The organism is Clostridium psychrophilum, assembly GCF_018861705.1.
GTDB classification, from domain to species: Bacteria; Bacillota; Clostridia; order Clostridiales; family Clostridiaceae; genus Clostridium_AD; species Clostridium_AD psychrophilum.
In genome coordinates this window covers 12,462-33,339 of record NZ_JAHLEC010000025.1, presented here as the reverse complement: position 1 = coordinate 33,339, position 20,878 = coordinate 12,462, and the positions used below count along the sequence as shown (strand labels likewise).

Here is a 20,878-nt window from a genome sequence, read left to right as displayed (position 1 = left end):
AAAAGGAGATTGATTATTATGGCAAATAGAATGGTTTTAAATGAGACAAGCTATATAGGAGCAGGAGCAATTGGAAATATTGCTGCAGAGGTTAAAACCAGAGGGCTTAAAAAAGCATTAGTGGTAACTGATAAAGATTTAATAAAATTTAATGTGGCTTGCAAGGTAACGAATTTACTTAAGGAAAGTGGCTTAGATTTTGATATTTTTGATGGCGTAAAAGCTAACCCTACTATAAATGTTGTAAAAAGTGGGATTGCAAAGTTTAAAGAAATTGGTGCAGATTACCTAGTGGCTATTGGTGGGGGTTCATCTATTGATACTGCAAAAGCTATAGGTATTATTATAAATAATCCTGAATTTTCAGATGTAAGAGGTCTTGAAGGGGCAGCTATTACTAAAAACAAATCGGTTCCTATTATTGCAATTCCAACAACAGCTGGAACTGCAGCAGAAGTTACTATTAATTATGTAATAACTGATGAAGAAAGAAAACGTAAATTTGTATGTGTAGATCCACATGATATTCCAGTCATAGCAGTTGTTGATTCAGAAATGATGTCATCAATGCCAAAGAGCTTAACAGCAGCAACTGGTATGGATGCACTAACTCATGCAATTGAGGGATATATTACAAAAGGTGCATGGGAACTTACAGATACACTTCATTTAAAAGCTATTGAAATAATTTCACGTTCACTTAGAAGTGCAGTGGCTAATGAACCAAAGGGAAGAGAAGATATGGCCCTTGGGCAGTATGTTGCAGGCATGGGATTTAGCAATGTAGGACTTGGCCTTGTTCATGGTATGGCACATCCACTTGGAGCTTTTTATGACACTCCACATGGAATTGCTAATGCAGTAATATTACCTTATGTTATGGAATATAATGCAGGTTCTACTGGAGAAAAATACAGAGAAGTAGCCCGCGCTATGCGAGTTCCAAATGTTGATGATATGTCCCAAGATGAATATAGAAAGGCAGCTATTGGTGCTGTTAAGAAACTTTCACAAGATGTTGGTATTCCAAAGACATTAAAAGAAATTGGAGTTAAAAAAGAAGATTTGGGTGCACTTGCGCAGTCAGCTATGGCAGATGCATGTACTCCAGGTAATCCAAGAGATACAAGCGTTAAAGAGATATTTGAAGTCTACAAATCAATTTTTTAATATTTATTAAATCAAAATATCTTAAACATATGAATATTAGTAAGATACAATTTAATATGTTCAAAGTAGCAGTGAATCCTAGCTTAATTACTAGGATTTATTTTTGTTATTAAGTTCTTTTAATTCCTATAGAACTTACTGGTGTTGTAATAGAAATGGTAATTTATGTTCATACTATTAATATTAAGAATATAATATAAAGTTTAATTGTAGTATGGACAGATTTTATGTTTAAATAAATTATTGGAGGTGTAAAATGTCAGATATAAGAAATAAGTTTGATTCAGCAAAAGATAAAATTATGGGAAGAACTAAAGAGAATATGGGAAAAGCAACTGGTAGTGAAGAAACAGAACTTAATGGAAAAATTCAATCACAAATGGGAGATCTAAAAGAAAAGTTTGGTAGCGTTAAAGAGAATATTGCAAGGAAGATTAATGATGTTATGGACAAGAAGGATGAGAACACAAAAGAGCAATAGTCATTACTTTAAACTTAGCAGATTAAAAGTAAAAAAATAGAGATATAAACCAATATTGGTTTATATCTCTATTTTATATTCTTAAAATCAACTAACCTTTTGCATTAGCGTTTTTTTGATTTTTAGGAATCCAAAATTTTTCAATTTCTTCTAAAGATTTATTTTTTGTTTCTGGAACCATTGTTGTAACGAATATGAAGCAAATAACATTTAAGCCACAGAATATCCAGAAGGTAAATGCACCACCGATGCTACTAAGTAGCATTGGCGTAAATTGACCTATGGCCCAATTAGCGCCCCATAGGAACATTGTTGCAATACCTGTTGCTCTTGCTCTTAAATAATTTGGAAATATTTCTGGAATCATAATCCAAGGAATTGGTCCCATTGATATACAGAATGAAGCAACAAAACCAAGAATTAAGAATAAAATTACCATTCCGTTTCCATAATGCGTATAGAATGCTAGACCTATGAATAGCATAAAGATAGCCATTAATGCAGAACCAATCGACATTAACTTCTTACGTCCAACTTTATCTATTAGGAACATAGCAAGTACGGTAGCGATTACATCGACAACGCCAACTACACTTGTTGCAAGGAAACTTGAATTAGTTTTAAAACCAATCATTTCAAATATTTTAGGACCATAATATGTTATTGAATTCATGCCAACTGCTTGATTAAAGATGGCAAGAAAAATTCCAATTAACAATGCTTTACGAAGTCCTGGTTTAAAAAGTTGTTTAAGAGATGAACTTTTTTCAACTTCTAATGAATTAGATATAGAATCGAATTCTTGTTTTCCTATTACTGGTCCGTTAATTTTATTAAGTACAGCGGAAGCTTGATCTAATTTTCCTGCTTTTACTAAATAACGTGGACTTTCTGGAACGAAGAATAATGTTAATAGGAATACGATAGATGGGAATATACCACAAGCTAGCATCCATCTCCATCCGGTTGTTGTAAGCCAAGCATCACTACCCATGTTAACAATCCATAAGTTTATAAAGTATGTAAGACACATTCCTGAGATAGTGAACAATTGATATAGTGCGGAAAGTCTACCACGAATTGCAGGTGGTGCACATTCTGTAATATAAGTTACAGATAAGGCAGAAGCCATGCCAATACCTAGACCTCCAATTATTCGAGCAATAATTAAAGCTTCAACTGAATGTGATAGTGCAGAGGCGAGTGCAGATACACCAAATAAAGCAGCTGCAAACATTAATACCTTTTTTCTGCCAATGAAATCTCCTAGAAATCCAGATATACCAACACCTGCAACACCACCGATCATAATACTTGAAATTACTAAACCTTCCATCGCAGGTGATAAACCATACAATTTCTGCAAGGCACCGATTGCTCCTGATATTACGGCTGTATCATATCCATATAATAAACCACCTAAACCAGCGGCACATGATATTAGAATGATAAACATTAAAGAACGTTTACTTTTATGCGTTTTTGACATTTTATTTCCTCCTCATATATTGGTTTATAAGTTTTATAAGTTTTATGTAAAATTGCAAGCGATTACAAATCAATAATAATATATATACGTACAAATGTCAATACATATATATAATCATAGGTACAAATAATATCCAAAAAAACATAAACCACTATAAGTTATTATAATAGTTTATGTTTTTTGGTTTATTGCTTTTACTAGAGTAATGTAGTTGAATTACGAATAACGATACTTGGTTCATATAATATAGAATCACTTTCATCGAATTTATTATTATTATTAACTAATTTTATTATTAAATTAGCGGCATCCTTACCCATTTGTTCTTTTGGATGTGTTATTGAGGTTAATTTTGGATCCATGATTTTTGAGAGCATAGAGTCATCAAAACCAATAATTGAAAGATCATCAGGAACTCTCAAATCTAATTTATGTGCAATGTTTAACACCATGTATGCAATTTCATCATTATAACAAAATATACCTGTAGGGCGTTTCTCAGATTTGAGTACAACCTCTATTCTTTGTGGCAATACTGTTTCTACTTCTTCTGAAAGGTAAGTTAAAATTTGATTTGGTGATGGCGGAATTTCATTGTTTTGACATTCTGTAATAAATCCATTCATTCTATGGAGACCTTGAGAATCATCAACTTTAAATATACCCATTATATTAGTGTGACCTAAAGAAATTAGGTGTTTAGTGGCCATAATACCACCATTAAAATCATTAACGCGTAAGCTGGGTACGTTGATTCCATAATAGGAAGCATTAAGCATAACAATAGGAATATTTTTAGATATTATACTATTTAAATATTCTAGATTGTGAATTTGATATGCACTTTTTGTTGGCTCTAAAATAAGGCCATCTATTTTATGCGCTAACAAATTTTTTAAATTACTATTTTCAAGCATTATATTATTACTAGTAGATGATAATAAAAGAGAATAAGACTGCGCATATAGAGTACTTTCAATTCCACGAATTATATCTGGAAATATATAATTGGATATATGAGTTGTAAGAACACCTATATTTATATTCTTTATTAAATGAATACTATTTTGTTTCCAATCAGAAAGATATATGCCACTCCCTTGTATTCTATAAACATATTGCTGAGCATTTAAATCACTGATAGCTCTTCTTACAGTATGTCTGCTAACGTTAAAAAGAGACATTAGTTCAGATTCAGTTGGGAGCTTATCATTAGGCTTATATTTTTCTGTGATTGCCCAATCAACAATTTTATCTATTATTTCTTCATATTTATGTTTCATACATATCTCCTATAATAATTTATTTCATAAAATAGTATATCAGATGATTGGGCCATTCACAATGACATTCAAAAATTAGTACGTATAAATAATAAATATGTATTGACATTTGTACGAATAAATACTATAGTTTGTATTGAAAGCGATTACTTAAAAGGAGGTCAGTAAAATGACAACGAAATATACAGTTGGAGTTGATTATGGAACATTGTCTTCAAGGGCAGTGGTTGTAAACTTAGATAATGGAAAGGTTGTATGTTCTGCAGTAAAAAATTACCCAAGTGCGGTAATTGACGAAACATTACCTGGGACTACAATTAAATTAGGTAATAATTGGGCACTTCAGGATCCAAATGATTATTATGAATGTTTTATAGCAACAGTTTTCGATGCAGTTAATGAGGCAACAAAGACAATTTCAAAGGATGATATTATAGGTGTAGCTATTGATTTTACATCATGTACTGTACTTCCTGTTAAAAAGGATGGTACTCCTTTAATGAATATAAAAGAATGGCATGATAATCCACATGCATGGGTTAAACTTTGGAAACATCATGCAGCGCAAGATCAGGCAGATAGATTAAATGCAATAGCGAGAAAACGTAATGAACCATGGCTTCAGTATTATGGTGGTAAAATTTCCTCAGAATGGCTATTCCCAAAACTTATGCAAATAGCTGAAGAAGCACCTGATGTGTACAAAGCTATGGATACTTTTATGGAAGCAACAGATTGGTTGACTTGGCAGTTAACTGGAAATAAAATAAAAAATGCAACAACAGCAGGTTACAAAGCAATGTGGAATGCTGAAACAGGATTCCCAAGCAAACAATTTTTTAAAGAACTAAATCCTCTAATGGAAAATGTAATAGATGAAAAAATTGGTACTAAGTTTTATCCCGTAGGAACTAAAGCAGGTGGATTAATTGAAACAGTAGCAAGAGCTACTGGATTGAATAAAGGGATTGCAGTAGCTGTAGGCAATGTTGATGCTCATGTATCTGTTGCTCCAACAGGAGTTGTAAGGCCTAGAACGATGCTTAATATTATGGGTACATCCACTTGTGATATTACACTTGGAGAAAAAGAGATACCAGTACCTGGCATGTGTGGAGTTGTGAAAGATGGTGCTGTACCAGGATTTTATGCATATGAATCTGGTCAGAATGCTGTTGGAGACATTTTTGGATGGTTTGTAGACAATCAAGTTCCAGAAAGATATTTTAAAGAGGCAGAGAAAAAGGGTTTGAATATTCATCAACTACTTGAACAAAAAGCTAATAAGTTAAAAATTGGTGAGAGTGGATTAATAGCGTTAGATTGGTGGAACGGAAATCGTTCAATACTCGTAGATACAGATTTAACTGGTTTAATACTCGGAATGAACATGGATACGAAACCCGAAGAAATCTATCGTTGTTTAATAGAGGCGACAGCATTTGGAAAAAGACTAATTATAGATACATTTGAACAAAATGGAGTACCAATAGACAACTTAACTGTTTGTGGAGGATTACCTCATAGAAATCAAATGCTAAATCAAATTTATGCAGATGTTACTAATAAAGAAATGTTTATATCAGAACATCATCAAGCACCAGCTATTGGAGCCGCAATGTTTGCAGCAGTAGCCGCAGGCAAGCAGGCAAATGGATTTGATACTATACAAGAGGCTTCAAAACAAATGGCAAGACTTAAAGAGAAATCAATAAAACCAATTCCAGAGAATGTGAAGAGATACGAAGCAATTTATAAAGAGTATGTAAAATTACACGATTACTTTGGCCGTGGCGCAAATGATGTAATGAAACACTTGAAGAAGATTAAGGAATCTGTATCGAAGGAGGGCTAATTTATGTTAGAGGATTTAAAACAACAAGTATTCGAAGCAAATTTGTTATTACCTCAATATAACTTAGTAACTTTCACTTGGGGTAATGTATCTGGAATTGACCGTGCAAAAGGTTTAATAGTTATAAAACCTAGCGGTGTTGAATACGATCAAATGAGTGCTAGTGATATGGTTGTTGTTGATATGGATGGAAATATAGTTGAAGGCAAATTAAATCCATCAAGTGATACACCAACACACTTAGTTTTATATAAAAAATTCTCGAATATTTTGGGCGTAGTTCATACACATTCTCCTTGGGCAGTTTCTTTTGCTCAGGCAGGTGTTTCTATTCCAGCTGCTGGAACCACTCATGGTGATTATTTTTATGGTGACATACCAGTAACTAGGGCAATGAGTCAACTTGAGATAACTAAAGACTATGAAAAAGAAACTGGGAATGTTGTAGTTGAAACTTTTAATAAAAATAAGATAAATCCAGATCAAATACCTGGAGTACTCGTTAATGACCATGGACCATTTACTTGGGGAACAAGTCCCAAAAATGCAGTTCATAACTCAGTAGTACTTGAAGAAGTTGCGAAAATGGCATACCATTCACTTCAGTTAAATCCACATAATATTAAAATGGATGGAGTGTTACTCGACAAACACTTTAATCGTAAACATGGAAAAAATGCATATTATGGACAAGCTAAAAAATAGGATGAGGAGGTAATATACAATGCTTAAAAATAAAAAAATGAAATTTTGGTTTATAGTAGGTAGTCAAAACTTATATGGTCAAGATGCTTTAGATGAAGTAAAAAAAGATTCTTTGGCAATCGCAGATGGTTTAAATAAGAGTGGAAAATTACCATACACTATAGTTTTTAAGTCACTTGCAACATCTGCTGATGAAATTACACGTTTAATGAAAGAAGTAAATTACAATGATGAAGTAGCTGGTGTAATAACTTGGATGCATACATTCTCACCTGCTAAAATGTGGATAGCAGGTACAAAATTATTACAAAAACCACTATTACATTTGGCAACTCAATTTAGTGAACATATTCCATGGAAAACAATTGATATGGATTATATGAATCTACATCAAAGTGCTCATGGAGACCGTGAATATGGTTTTATTAATGCAAGACTAAATAAACATAACAAAGTTATATTTGGATATTGGGAAAAAGATGAAATAAAAAAAGAAATTGCTGATTGGATGAATGTAGCAGTAGGGTTTATTATAAGTCAAGAAATAAAAGTAGCCCGATTTGGTGATAACATGCGTAATGTTGCTGTTACTGAAGGTGATAAAATAGAAGCCCAAATTAAATTTGGTTGGACAGTTGATTATTATGCAATTGGTGATTTAGTAGCAGAGATAAGTAAAGTTTCAGAAAAAGATGTAGATGTTACATACGAAGAATTCAAGAAAATATACATTATGGATATAGGAGATAATGATCCTAAATTCTACGAGGAACATGTAAAAGAACAAATTAGAATTGAAAAGGGATTAAGAACTTTCCTAAAAGCAGGAAATTACACAGCATTTACAACAAACTTTGAAGATCTATATGGCATGAAACAATTGCCAGGCCTTGCAGTTCAAAGATTAAATGCAGAGGGTTATGGATTTGCTGGAGAAGGAGATTGGAAAACTGCAGCACTATCAAGAATGTTTAAGGTTATGACAAGTAATCAAAAAACAGGATTTATGGAAGATTACATGTACGAATTAAGTACTGGAAATGAAAGAATTCTAGGTGCACATATGCTTGAAGTTGATCCAACATTTGCATCAGACAAACCTAGTGTAATTGTTAAACCACTAGGAATTGGCGATAAAGAAGATCCTGCTCGTCTAATTTTTAACGGAAGCGTTGGAGCTGGAGTTGCAGTATCTATGCTCGATTTAGGAACTCATTATCGTTTGATCATTAACGAATTAACAGCAGTTAAGCCTACAGAAGATATGCCAAACTTACCTGTAGCTAAGATGGTATGGAAACCAGAACCAAACTTTAGTGATGGTGTTAAAGCATGGATTTATTCTGGTGGTGGTCATCATACAGTTATTACATTAAAATTAAGCGTCGATCAAGTATATGATTGGAGTCGCATGGTAGGACTCGAAACTGTCATAATAGATCATAATACAAAATTAAGAAACATTATGAAAGATACAACAAGATAGAAGAAAAATCGTACATTAATATTTAGTGCTGGACAAGCTTTACTTGCAGCAAGAGCAGGAGCATCTTATGTAAGTCCATTCCTCGGAAGACTTGATGATATAAATGCTAATGCTATGGACTTAATAAGAACCATTGTTACAATATTTAAACTGCACGCAATTGATACTGAAATAATTGCAGCTAGCATAAGAAACCCAATGCATGTTACAGATGCAGCAGTTGCAGGGGCACATATTGCTACAGTTCCACTTAAAATAATCAAACAAATGATAAAACATCCATTAACAGATGCTGGAATAGAAAAATTTGCTAAAGACTGGAAAGAAACTTTCGGTAAATAATAAGGGGTGCACATTCACATCTATACTCAAATTGATATGGACTGACTATTGAAGTTGACAACAATGTAAAGGATATCTATACTGATATTAACGAAGGTAAAAGTTAATTATCAAGGGAGTGGTAAATGATGAGTATTACAAAAAAATATTTTGGAAAAACGCCAGATGGCAAAGAAGTTGACATGTTTACATTAAGTAATAGTAAAGGTATGGTTGTTAAAGTCATGAATTATGGTGCTACGATAACATCAATTATAGTACCTGATCGATTAGGTAAACTTGATGATGTTGTGTTAGGGTATGATAAACTTGATGATTATATTGCAAACAAACTATATTTTGGTGCAATCATAGGGCGACATGCAAATAGAATTGAAGACTCTAGATTTATAATCAATAGTACTGAATATAAGGTAACTAAAAATGAAGGTGAAAATCATATTCACGGAGGACTTATTGGTTTTGATAAGGTTGTATGGACAGCTGAGATATCTACAAAAGGACAAAATGAGTGTTTAAATCTTGGTTACTTTAGTGTTGACGGTGAGGAAGGTTATCCAGGAAATCTTAATGTTAAAGTCACATATACACTAACTGACGATAATGCACTTAAAATTGGTTATTTTGCAACAACAGACAAAGATACTGTAGTAAATTTAACAAACCATTCTTATTTTAACCTATCAGGTCAAGGATCAGGAAATATCCTTAAAGATGAGGTTATGATTAATGCGGACAAGTTTACGATAAATGATAAAAATAGTATCCCAACTGGTGAAATTGAAAGTGTATTTAATACACCAATGGATTTCACAAAGTTAACTCCAGTGGAAAATGGAATTAATAGCAAATATCAGCAGATAGAGTTTGCACATGGTTATGATCATAATTGGATACTTAATAAGGATGAAGAAAAAGCTGCTGAAGCATTTGATGCTTCTAGTGGAAGAGTTCTCGACGTTTATACTACTGAGCCTGGAATACAATTTTATACTGGTAATTTTATATATGAAAGTAAAAATTGTAAGGATGGTGCTAATTATTCAAACCATAGCGGATTATGTTTTGAGACTCAATACTTTCCTAACTCATTAAAACATAAACATTTTCCATCACCAATATTAAGGGTGGGAGACGAATATAATAACTCAACTATATTTAAATTTTCAACAAGATAATATGGTTGTTAAAAAACGAGTGAATTTCTTAATGAAATTTACTCGTTTTTTTTAGTATAAATTAATGATGTATAACTATGTTGTTAGTTAGTGTTAAATTTTTATTATTTCTAAAATCCTAATAGTCTTTCCTTGATAATTTATTAACAATATGGTATTATTCTATTGTAATTAGAATATTACTGCAAATATCCTATATGATAACGTTAACTATTACTATATATTAGCATTAGATGCTAATTGCAAGATTTCTAAGAGGCATTTGATATAAATTATAATAAGTAAATGTTAATAGCGAATATTAAGTTATTCTAATTATAGGAAAAACATCTCTTGTTTTTTGCGGTTTTTAAGGATTAAGATTTTAAAAATAGGAGAAGTGATAAATTTGAAGACTTTTGATAATGATATACAACTTATAAAATATGAGGTAATAAGAGAGGTAGTCAAACTTACAATTAAAGGAACATTAGATAAAGAACATAAAAATTTATTTAAGGTGCTTGTACCAGGGCCTAAACCAAGGACTCGTTGTTGCATTCATAAGGAAAGAGCCATTATAGGCGAACGAATAGAAATTGCAATGGGTGGAAATAAAAAGAATAAAAATGTTATTCAAGTAATAAACAGCGCTTGCGATGAATGTCCAATTCAACGATTTTCAGTTACTGAAGCATGTAGAGGATGTTTAACACATAAATGTATTCAAGCATGCCCTGTAGGTGCAATTCAATCCATAAACAAAAGATCTTATATTAATCCAAATAAATGTATTGAATGCGGTAAATGTAAAAATGCTTGTCCATATAATGCAATATCCGATGTTATGAGGCCTTGTAGGAGGGCTTGCAAGGCAGGTGCCTTAAGTTTTGATGAAAATAAAAAGGCTATAATAGATGATGAAAAATGTATACAATGTGGTTCGTGTGTTTATCAATGTCCTTTTGGTGCAATTATGGATAAATCATCAGTAGTAGATGTTACTAATAAATTATTAAAATCAAAAGAAAATAATGATGTGCATGTATATGCTGTCATTGCACCTGCAATTGCTAGTCAATTTACATATGCTAAACTAGGACAAGTAGTAGCAGGTATAAAAAAAATGGGCTTTTATGATGTTATAGAAGTAGCTATTGGTGCAGATATGGTTGTACAAAATGAAACAAAAGAATTTATAGAAACCATTGAGGAAATTAAAACGATGACAAGTTCTTGTTGCCCCGCTTTTGTTTCATATATTAGAAAAAATTATCCAGAGCTTGCTAAACATGTTTCAAGTACAGTTTCTCCGATGATAGCAATTTCTAGATTAATTAAAAAGGCTGACCCTTTGGCTAAGGTCGTATTTATTGGACCATGTACAGCTAAAAAAATGGAAATAAAGCAAGCTGATATAAAAGGAATCACTGATTATGTGTTAACTTTTGAAGAGGTTCAAGCAATGCTCGATGCGTTTGAAATAAATCTTGAAGAATGCGAGGAACTTCCCTTAAACAATGCTTCTATTTATGGAAGAATTTTTGCTAGGACAGGGGGACTTACGGAAGCGGTACAACACTTAGTTGACACTAAAGAAACTTTGGTTGAATTTAAACCTATTAGTTGTGATGGCCTAATTGAATGTGAAAAAGCTTTGAAACTATTGAAATTTAACAGGTCAAATGGTAATTTTATTGAAGGAATGGCATGCGAAGGTGGATGCGTAGGGGGAGCGGCTTCTCTTAGACATGGCCTTAAAGATAAAAATGAAGTAAATAAATATGGAAAGTTAGCTTTAGAAGAGAATGTTAATGACTTAATTAAATCAATAAAAATAGAGAAAATTGACATGCATCGTGGCAAAAATTTCATGTTTAAATAATATTTGATTTGTAAAAGGATGTAGGACTTTTTTGTAAAAGAAAAGGCCTACATCCTTATTTATTTTAATTCTTTATTTCTACTCCACCAAAAGCTACAAAACAATGTAGTGTTAAAACTGGCGCATCTGGATTAATACAATTTTTGTTGCCGGTTTTATTGGACCATCCACCAAATAAAGGAATGCCATTTATTACAACTGTCCAATCTTTAGGAACTATTATTTTTATTCCACCAAATGCAGCTGTTATATCCATTCTGGCACCATCATTTAAAAGAGTGGAATTACTCAAATCCATGTCAATACCACCAAAGATAGCAACAAGGCTACCACCCCTAAAGTTTTTAGAGCTATTGCTGCTATTAACTCCCGAGAAAACGGCTAAGTTATCCACAATATCTTGGTCTACTTCTCTTTTGTGAAATTGATTATAATTCTCTTTTTTAAAAGATCTAGGAAATAACATTGATATACCAATAGCTATAATTATTGCAGGCCAAAAAAATTGCATTAGACTGACACTAATAATATTTAGTTCCCTCATTTGAAATAATATACCAAGCACAAGCAAAGTAACACCTGAAGTCTTAGAAATAGGTTTTCTACTTAACTGATTGGCCCCAACGCCTATAAGTAAAAGTGGCCACCAAGTTGATATAAAGTTACTTAGATCCCAAAGTCCTAGTTGCTTAAATATTACGTTAATACCAATTAGTATGAATATGATTCCTAAATAAAATTTACTTTTTAAAATAATCCTCCTAACAATTAATAATAAAGATATAACGTCATAACTTTTATATTCTTATGATTATATGTATTCTATTATACTATATTATGTCTTTTTTTAGTTATAAAAAATAATCAATTAGGCTTGCTTAATGATAAAAATATATAAATTTATATTAAACTTAATATTGCAATAAGTGTAACTGCTTTTGTTTTCTAACATATTGACAGTAAACATTATATACAATATTATTATATATAGTGGAACTGTTTCATATGGAATTGTTTTAATTAAAATAAAATAAAATTAATATAGGAGTGTTAAAATATGAAGTCAACAATTTACTGCTTTAGTGGTACGGGTAATTCTTTAAAGGTAGCAAAGGATATTGCGTCTGGATTAAAAGACACAGAAATCATACAAATATGTAAAAAAAATATTGAGTTTAATAAAGCAACATCAAACAAAATCGGCATTGTTTTTCCAGTATATGCTTCGGGAATACCCCTTTTAGTTAAAGAGTTCATTGAAACTGTTGAAATCCCAATAGATGCATATGTTTATACTGTGGTAACGTTTGGAGCAGCAGCAGGTGCTTCTATAATTCAATTAGAAAAGTTATTAACTAACAAGGGAGTAAAACTTAGTGCAGAATTTAAAATGAAGATGCCAGGAAATTATCAAGTTATTTATGCACCTTTTTCAGATGAAAAGCAAAAAAAATGTTTTGAAGATGAGAAAGAAAAAATCACTAAGATTGTTAAAAGCATTGAAAATAATGAAATAGTTAAATTTAGCGGATTAGGAGAAAATTTAAGAAGGACTATTGGCGGAATGATTTATAGTAGTTTTGAGCCTTATAAAAAAGATGAAAAATTTTGGACTAATAAAAACTGTAATGGTTGTGGCACTTGCGTAAAGGTGTGTCCTGCGAATAATATAATTATGAATAAAGGCAAACCACAATGGCAACATAAATGTGAGCAATGTCTTGCATGTATGCAATGGTGTCCACAAAAGTCAATTCAATATAAAAAGGTAACAGTAAAAAGAGGGCGTTATCATCATCCAGATATATCGGTGGAAGAGTTATTTCATCTATAGGAGGAAGTGTCATTATGTGTTATTCAGGTAGTTGTGCTGAAAAATTAATATCATTATTTAAATCTATCCAGGGATGTTTAAAATCTATAGCTTATGAGTTTGACATCTCAGTACCTGAAATGATGATAATGCTAGAGTTATATGAAAAAAAAGTTTTATCTCTTAATGAACTTAGTGGAAAAATAGAGCTTCCTAAAAGCTCAGTTTCGAGGATAGTGGATCAACTTGTAAATAGAGGATATGTGTTACGGAAAATACCAAAGGAAAATAGAAGAATAGTAGAATTATCTATACCCAATCAATGTTTGAAGTGTATTGACGTAGCTTGCATTAATGATAGAGTTAATGAGGTGGTTGTTGGCAAGCTAGCACCTCTAAAAGCTAAGAAAATGATTTTAGCTATAGATGAGCTTAACTTAATATTAAAAGGGGAAAATGAGTAAATTAAATATTATATACTTTGATATAGAAAAAAAGTTTTTATAATTAGGTAGTAAATTGTATAAATTTATTATAGCCAAATGATGCATCAATTAATGATAGTTTCATATAATAGAAATGAATTTAATTTAATTTAAAAAGTGTTAAGTCTTATAAATAAAGAGTTAATGCTTTTTTTCTTTAACGACAGTTTAGAAGGAAAGTCGTTATACAACATCGACCCAGGAGATGATTTAATATATTTATATGTAAAAAATAGCAAAATGTAACGAAATTTAGATTGACAATAAAAATAATTAAACATATAATAATATTATGATAAATTAAATTGAATAAAATTAAATTATATAAAACTAAATTTAACAAAACTAGTGTTAGAGGGAGGTAATAAGTATGAAATTTTATGATTTTGCTGCAAAGGAAATGGATGGTAAAGATATACAGATGGAGAACTACAGGGGTGAGGTAGTTTTAGTTGTAAATACTGCAAGTAAATGTGGATTAACACCTCAATTTAAAGGACTTGAAGAATTATATAAAGAATACAATGAGAGAGGTTTTGAAATATTAGGATTCCCTTGCAATCAATTTGCAAACCAAGATTCGGGAAGTAATGAAGAAATTCAACAGTTTTGTTTATTAAATTATGGTGTTAGTTTTACTATGTTTGAAAAGATAGAGGTAAATGGACAAAATGCACATCCTTTGTATAAATTTTTGAAGAATGAAGAAAAAGGTTTTTTAGGTAAAGAAATAAAATGGAACTTTACTAAATTTTTAATAGATACAGAGGGAAATGTAATTAAGAGATATGCGCCAACGGTAGCACCAGCAAAGATAAAAACTGATATTGAAAATTTATTAAATAAATAAAAAAATCCGTATATTTTGTTAATTAAGTAGGTAGGGAGAATATTATGAAAACTATGACAATACGTAAGGTAGTAACCGGAAGCGCTCAATATGATGGAGCGGGAGTTAAACTTGTTAGGGTTATTAGTGCACCGGATGTAAAAGAATTTGATCCTTTTTTGATGCTCGATGCCTTTGATTCATATGATTCATCTGATTATACTAAAGGTTTTCCATGGCATCCACATAGGGGAATTGAGACTGTTACTTATTTAATAAGTGGAAATATTGAGCATATGGATAACATAGGTAACAAAGGTAACATATTAGATGGATGCTGCCAATGGATGACAGCAGGTAGTGGTATACTTCATCAAGAAATGCCACTACCAAGCGAAAGGATGCTTGGCATTCAGCTTTGGCTTAATTTACCACAAAAAAATAAAATGGCAACTCCTAAGTATAGAGATATCAAAGCAAATATGATTCCTAAAATTGAGGAGGACGGTTGCAGTATAAAAATTATTTCTGGAGATTATAAAGGTAATTTAGGGGCAGTTCAAGGCGAATACGTAAAAATGCAATTTTTGGATGTAGATATGAAACCTGGAGCTCAATGGAAATTACAGACAATAAAAGATAAAAATTTATTTATATATATTGTAGATGGTGAAGGTCTATTTGAGGAGTCTGATGATAATCCGATTTCTAGTAAAAGGGCGGTTCTTTTCAATGATGGTGATGAGCTATCAGTTAGAGCAACTGGTAAAGGACTTCGTTTCTTTTTGTTCGCAGGAGTTGAGCTAAATGAACCAATTGCTTGGGGCGGCCCTATTGTAATGAATACACAAGAGGAACTCAAGGTAGCATTTAAAGAAATTGACGATGGGACATTTGTTAAGTAAAAACTATGGGTAAGTTTAAAACATATTAATTTAAGCAAAGTGGGGTAATAAACTCTTAATCTATATTAGCAATATAAGGAGTAAATAATAATTCTAAATTATTGTTTGCTCCTTATATTATTTATATGTATTAAATGAATTCTATTTATTACAAAACATTGTAATAGTGTCGATTAAAGCATTATGAATAATATATTTTAATTGTGATATAATATATAAAAATAGAATAAAAGAACATTTTGTATCAATATAATAAAAAATAATAACAATTTTTAGTGGTAAATGTAGTTATGTATATATGGGAGTGATTTTTATGCAAGATACAATTATTAGAATACAAAGTATTGAACTCACGAATTTTAAAAATATACAAAAAGGTACTATCGATTTATTAAGTTATAGACAAAAGAATTACTATAATGGGAAATCAGATATAGTTGGAATTTATGGACAAAATGGTTCAGGCAAAACAACAATAATAGAGGCATTTAGGTTGTTTAAGATAATAGCAAGTGGTGAGAAGTTACCGGATGATATTAAAAATTATATATATGAACTAGAAGAAAAATCAACCTTAAAATTTATATTTTATGTTGAAAAGAAACAGCAAAAATTTTTAGTATATTATGAATTCTCTTTAAGAAAAAAAGATGTTGGAGCAGAATTATATAATGAAAAATTAAGTTATTCCCAAATAAATGAAGAAAATAAAAAAAGAAAAATAGATATAATAGAATATTTAAGGGATGTGGGGCATGCCTCTATCTTACCTAAATCTCGTTATTACGAATTGATTAAAAATAATAAAGAAAATGAATTTAATCTTGAAGTTACCAAAAGATTATCAATTAAAGAAAAGACATCTTTTATTTTTAACGATAGTCTAGAAGACATATTTAAAAACAATGATACAAATCCAAATTACTTTTTTATTATTAATTCTATAAAACGGTTTGCTAGAATAAATTTATTTGTAATAACAAATGAACACTCAGCGACTATAAGCCTTAATTTTATGCCTTTAAGTTTTAGAATGGAAAATAACGCAGGCGTAACCAGTGGAGATATAGCTATCAATTTATCAGGGATATCTAATATAGATAAAAAAAGATATGATATTGCTGTCTTAATTATTAAACAGCTAAATGTTGTGTTAAGCACTATTATTCCTAATTTACAATTAGAAATTAATAATTTAGGAAATGAATTATCTAAAAATGGGAAAGAAATTATTAAAATACAGTTGCTTTCTATTAAAAATGGTATAAAAATTCCTCTTAAATATGAATCAGAGGGAATAAAGAAAATAATATCAATTCTAAGTACATTGATTTCGATGTTTAATAACCCGTCTATTTGTCTAATAGTTGATGAGTTAGATGCTGGTATATTTGAATATTTGTTAGGTGAATTATTAAAAATAATTGAACAAGAAGGTAAAGGTCAGTTTATATTTACGTCGCATAACCTACGTCCTTTAGAGATGTTAGATAAGGAATCATTAGTATTTAGTACAACAAATCCTCAAAATAGATTTATAAGAATAACTAATATAAAAAGTAACAATAACCTTAGAAATGTATATCTACGGGGTGTTGATTTAGGTGGTCTTAATGAGTGCATTTATGAGGAAACCAATAGTTTTGAAATTGCACACGCTTTTAGAAAAGCAGGTGATGTTTTTGGGGAAGAGTAGAAAGATTGTTTTATTTATTGTTGAAGGGATTACAGATAAAAATTCATTAGCATTGGTGCTATCTAAGATTATTGAAAAAGATAAAATTGTAAGATTTAAGATTATTAATGGTGATATTACTACGAAGAATGGGGTTAATGCAAGTAACATATATAAGAAAATTACAGATTATATAAAAGAATTTATAACTGGTAATATGTATAAAAAAAGTGACATTTTAAATGTAATTCATTTAGTAGATACAGATGGTGCATTTATTAATGACAACTTAGTTTTAAAAAAAGATGTTGAGAATATTGAGTATAATACTGAAAATATATATGCTAGAAATATTGAAAATATAAAAAATAGAAATAAACAGAAATCGCAAATACTTAGTAAATTATCCACTACAAGTATTGTATATGTGAATTTACCTTATAAGATATATTTCTTTTCATCAAATTTAGAACATGTAATTCATAACAAACAAAGTGTTTGTGCAGATGAAAAACACAAATATTCTGAAAGATTTGAAGACAAGTTTATATCCAGCCCATTTAGTTTTATTGAATTTATGAATAATCCAGAGTTTTCGTTAAATAGCGAGTATAAGGATACCTGGGAGTTTATAAAAAAGGATACAAACTCATTAAAGAGATACACTAATTTTAATTTATATCTCAATACAATAAAAATAGAATAAATAGTAAATATATGAGGGGGAAAAGGTATATATGATAAATTTATTAATTAATAAGATATTTGATATGCAAAATGAAATAAAGGGTAAGGTAATTAATTTAACTAACCTTCAAAAAGAAAAAACAGCTTTAATAGTTATGGATATGGTTAACGGATTTGTTCATGCAGGAATAATGTCATCACCAAGAGTTGAAAAAATTGTAGACAATATTGTGTCTATTAATGAGCGAACACTTGGTTATAAAAAGGTGTTTTTTTTAGAACAACATGATGAAAATTCTATAGAGTTTAAAATTTATGCAAGACATTGTGTAAAAAATAGTGAAGAAGCAGAGCTTATTCCTGCATTAAACTGTGGAGCTACAATAAATAGTAACACCACAATAATACATAAAAATAGTACTAATGGGTTTCATGCACCAGAATTTAAAGTGTGGCTCCATGAAAATGAGTTGCAAATTGAAAATTACATTATAGAAGGATGCTCAACGGATATATGTGTTAAGCATTTTGCAGAAACATTAAAAACTTATTTTAATGAAAAGAATATAGATAGAAGAATTATTGTGCCGATAGATTCAGTTGAAACCTTCAACTTTGGGACACATGATGGTGATTTAATGAAGGTTATATCCTTATGGGAAATGAAGTCGAATGGGATAGAGGTAGTAGATACAATAAAATAAAAATTAAGTAATAATTAAAAGGGATGTTTTCTTGTTTTTCTATTTTGAGCTTTCCTTTTGAAGTATACTATGATGTCTGCCATATAGAAAGTAAATTACTATTCCAATTAATAACCAGACTACAAATCTAATCCATGTAACTAGTGGTAAGGCTGACATTAAATAAAAACATGCTAGTGCTGATATTATAGGTAAAACTGGTACCCATGGGCATCTAAACTTTCTTTTAACATTTGCCATAGTTTTTCTAAGCACTATGACCCCAATAGACACAAGAATAAATGCAAATAATGTACCTATATTACAGAGTTTTATTATTTCATCTAATGGTAAGAATCCTGCCATTATAGCGGCAATAGTACCTGTGATAATAGTACAAAGAGTAGGAGTTTTATGGACAGGATGAACTTTTGAGAAGACCTTTGGAAGTAGTCCATCTCTTGACATAACCATAAATACTCTTATTTGTCCATAGAGCATTACGAGCAGTGTTGATATCATGCCTATAACAGCACCTGTTCCAACTAAAGCAGCTCCCCAGTTAATGCCAAACCGCGCAAGTGCACCTGGAACAGCATTATTTTCGCTTATTTCTTTATAGGGAACCATGCCTGTTATAACAAGTGCGACAGTAACATAAAGTACAATAACTACTGCAAGGCAGATACCAAGACCACGAGGTACATCTCTCTCGGGGTTTATAGTTTCTTCAGCAGCAGTTGAAACTGCGTCAAAACCAATATATGCAAAGAATATAATTGAGGCGCCTGCCATAACACCACTCCATCCAAAGGGAGCGAATGGCTTATAATTAGTCAAATTAACATGAAATATACCAAGTGCTATGAATAAAATAATTACGCCAACTTTTATCATAACAATTTTATCATTTAATTTTGCGCTTTCTTTGATTCCTACAAATAATATCCACGTTACAAGCATTGTTATAAGAATAGCTGGTAAGTCGATAATTCCACCTCTGGCAGGTGTTTTGGTTATAGCTATAGGTAAATTTATTCCAGCAGAACTTAATAATCCTACAAAGGTTCCTGACCAACCAGAAGCAACTGCAGCTGAGGAAACTAAATATTCAAGCATTAAGTCCCAGCCTATAATCCAGGCTACTAATTCACCAAAAGCAACATAAGAATATGAATAAGTACTACCGGCAACTGGAAACATTGTAGCAAGTTCAGCGTAGGTAAGAGCACAAAGACCACTTACTATAGCGGCTACAACAAATGACAAAACAACTGCAGGACCTGCTAAATGAGCACCAACACCTGTAGAAACAAAAATTCCTGTTCCCACGACTGCACCTATTCCAAGTGCTGCAAGATCAAATGATGTAAGATTCTTTTTTAAATCAGATTTTTCTGCAGAATGTAACATCTGTTCTAAGGTTTTTTTCTTCCAAATATTCATAATATCTTTCCTTCCTTATATAAAGTTTCGGTTATATTTTATTATTCCAATTACGTAAAAGAGTTTGTGTAATATACAATATTAACTATATTGAGATTTCCCTAATTAACCTGCCCTCCTTTTTTCAAAACTATAAAATTAATTTAATTTTATACTGTAATTTGAATACGGAATAGTATTAAGAACCATTATATAGAATATTTAGAAAACTTGAAAGCATAAAAATTTGTAATATTAGGCCAACCATACTAAGGAAGTGCCACATGCTATAATTCTTTATCATTTTCTAAGCTTTGTGATAAAATTTCATTATGATAAAATAATGAAATTTACCTAAGCCTATTCTTACAAAACACATTATAATATGACAAGTATATATAATTTCATTATAATAAAGTTATTATTTAATAATAAGTCTCTAGCTACTATACAATAATACCTGCATTGTTATTTGTTAGTATGTATAATAGTAAAATAGATAAAATTATAGCTTTTAAAATTA

General features: G+C 30.8%; 18 protein-coding genes and 1 pseudogene. 15 read left to right on the top strand and 4 right to left on the bottom strand.

Annotation, left to right across the window (positions count from 1 at the left end; translation table 11 throughout):
* Window positions 1-18: 18 nt before the first annotated feature.
* Together fucO and KPL38_RS07715 are read left to right on the top strand one after the other, a co-directional pair.
* Window positions 19-1,170 (top strand): lactaldehyde reductase, encoded by a 1,152-nt coding sequence (fucO, locus tag KPL38_RS07720; RefSeq protein WP_216288571.1) that lies wholly within the window; start codon window positions 19-21, stop codon window positions 1,168-1,170.
* A gap of 256 nt (window positions 1,171-1,426) precedes the next feature.
* Window positions 1,427-1,651 carry a CsbD family protein gene (locus KPL38_RS07715; RefSeq protein WP_216288570.1) on the top strand — a complete coding sequence of 75 codons (225 nt, stop codon included), beginning with the start codon at window positions 1,427-1,429 and terminating at the stop codon, window positions 1,649-1,651.
* A gap of 91 nt (window positions 1,652-1,742) precedes the next feature.
* Here KPL38_RS07715 and KPL38_RS07710 read toward each other — a convergent pair whose 3' ends face one another.
* Window positions 1,743-3,140: a sugar porter family MFS transporter gene (locus tag KPL38_RS07710; protein ID WP_216288569.1), complete on the bottom strand. Its 1,398-nt coding sequence runs from the start codon at window positions 3,138-3,140 to the stop codon at window positions 1,743-1,745.
* Window positions 3,141-3,337: 197 nt separating this feature from the next.
* Window positions 3,338-4,423 (bottom strand): GntR family transcriptional regulator, encoded by a 1,086-nt coding sequence (locus KPL38_RS07705; protein WP_216288568.1) that lies wholly within the window; start codon window positions 4,421-4,423, stop codon window positions 3,338-3,340.
* Window positions 4,424-4,592: 169 nt separating this feature from the next.
* Between KPL38_RS07705 and KPL38_RS07700 the strand changes: the two genes are divergently transcribed.
* From KPL38_RS07700 to KPL38_RS07675, 6 genes and pseudogenes are all read left to right on the top strand, one after another.
* Window positions 4,593-6,278, top strand: a complete 1,686-nt coding sequence (locus tag KPL38_RS07700; protein ID WP_216288567.1) for a ribulokinase — start codon at window positions 4,593-4,595, stop codon at window positions 6,276-6,278.
* A 3-nt stretch (window positions 6,279-6,281) separates the two neighbouring features.
* Window positions 6,282-6,983: an L-ribulose-5-phosphate 4-epimerase gene (locus KPL38_RS07695; RefSeq protein WP_216288566.1), complete on the top strand. Its 702-nt coding sequence runs from the start codon at window positions 6,282-6,284 to the stop codon at window positions 6,981-6,983.
* Window positions 6,984-7,002: 19 nt separating this feature from the next.
* Window positions 7,003-8,469, top strand: a complete 1,467-nt coding sequence (araA, locus tag KPL38_RS07690) for an L-arabinose isomerase (RefSeq protein WP_216288565.1) — start codon at window positions 7,003-7,005, stop codon at window positions 8,467-8,469.
* Window positions 8,470-8,811, top strand: a pseudogene (locus KPL38_RS07685) (transaldolase family protein); the annotation flags it as partial.
* Between the two features lie 128 nt (window positions 8,812-8,939).
* On the top strand, window positions 8,940-9,989 hold the full coding sequence (locus KPL38_RS07680) for an aldose epimerase family protein (RefSeq protein WP_216288564.1): 1,050 nt from the start codon (window positions 8,940-8,942) through the stop codon (window positions 9,987-9,989).
* Window positions 9,990-10,377: 388 nt separating this feature from the next.
* Entirely contained in the window at window positions 10,378-11,853 is a 1,476-nt protein-coding gene (locus tag KPL38_RS07675) for a 4Fe-4S dicluster domain-containing protein (RefSeq protein ID WP_216288563.1), read from the top strand.
* A gap of 64 nt (window positions 11,854-11,917) precedes the next feature.
* Here the strand turns inward: KPL38_RS07675 and KPL38_RS07670 are convergent, their stop codons facing one another.
* Window positions 11,918-12,577 (bottom strand): LiaF transmembrane domain-containing protein, encoded by a 660-nt coding sequence (locus KPL38_RS07670; RefSeq protein WP_376769026.1) that lies wholly within the window; start codon window positions 12,575-12,577, stop codon window positions 11,918-11,920.
* Window positions 12,578-12,910: 333 nt separating this feature from the next.
* Here KPL38_RS07670 and KPL38_RS07665 point away from each other — a divergent pair, with 333 nt between their 5' ends.
* From KPL38_RS07665 to KPL38_RS07635, 7 genes are all read left to right on the top strand, one after another.
* Window positions 12,911-13,687 (top strand): EFR1 family ferrodoxin, encoded by a 777-nt coding sequence (locus KPL38_RS07665; protein ID WP_216288561.1) that lies wholly within the window; start codon window positions 12,911-12,913, stop codon window positions 13,685-13,687.
* Between the two features lie 14 nt (window positions 13,688-13,701).
* Window positions 13,702-14,130: a MarR family winged helix-turn-helix transcriptional regulator gene (locus KPL38_RS07660; RefSeq protein ID WP_216288560.1), complete on the top strand. Its 429-nt coding sequence runs from the start codon at window positions 13,702-13,704 to the stop codon at window positions 14,128-14,130.
* A gap of 391 nt (window positions 14,131-14,521) precedes the next feature.
* The gene (locus KPL38_RS07655; protein ID WP_216288559.1) at window positions 14,522-15,001 is read left to right on the top strand and encodes a glutathione peroxidase; all 480 of its coding nucleotides are present in this window, start codon (window positions 14,522-14,524) and stop codon (window positions 14,999-15,001) included.
* 44 nt (window positions 15,002-15,045) lie between these two features.
* Window positions 15,046-15,885: a pirin family protein gene (locus KPL38_RS07650; RefSeq protein WP_216288558.1), complete on the top strand. Its 840-nt coding sequence runs from the start codon at window positions 15,046-15,048 to the stop codon at window positions 15,883-15,885.
* Window positions 15,886-16,198: 313 nt separating this feature from the next.
* Window positions 16,199-17,581, top strand: coding sequence for an AAA family ATPase (locus KPL38_RS07645; protein WP_216288557.1), 1,383 nt, complete (start codon window positions 16,199-16,201; stop codon window positions 17,579-17,581).
* A complete protein-coding gene (locus tag KPL38_RS07640; RefSeq protein ID WP_216288556.1) occupies window positions 17,568-18,266 on the top strand; it encodes a hypothetical protein in 699 nt (232 codons plus the stop codon). The genes KPL38_RS07645 and KPL38_RS07640 overlap by 14 nt, the downstream gene beginning before the upstream one ends.
* Window positions 18,267-18,297: 31 nt before the next feature.
* Window positions 18,298-18,951 carry a cysteine hydrolase family protein gene (locus KPL38_RS07635; protein WP_216288555.1) on the top strand — a complete coding sequence of 218 codons (654 nt, stop codon included), beginning with the start codon at window positions 18,298-18,300 and terminating at the stop codon, window positions 18,949-18,951.
* Window positions 18,952-18,990: 39 nt separating this feature from the next.
* Here the strand turns inward: KPL38_RS07635 and KPL38_RS07630 are convergent, their stop codons facing one another.
* Window positions 18,991-20,376, bottom strand: coding sequence for an amino acid permease (locus KPL38_RS07630; protein ID WP_216288554.1), 1,386 nt, complete (start codon window positions 20,374-20,376; stop codon window positions 18,991-18,993).
* Between the last annotated feature and the right edge of the window lie 502 nt (window positions 20,377-20,878).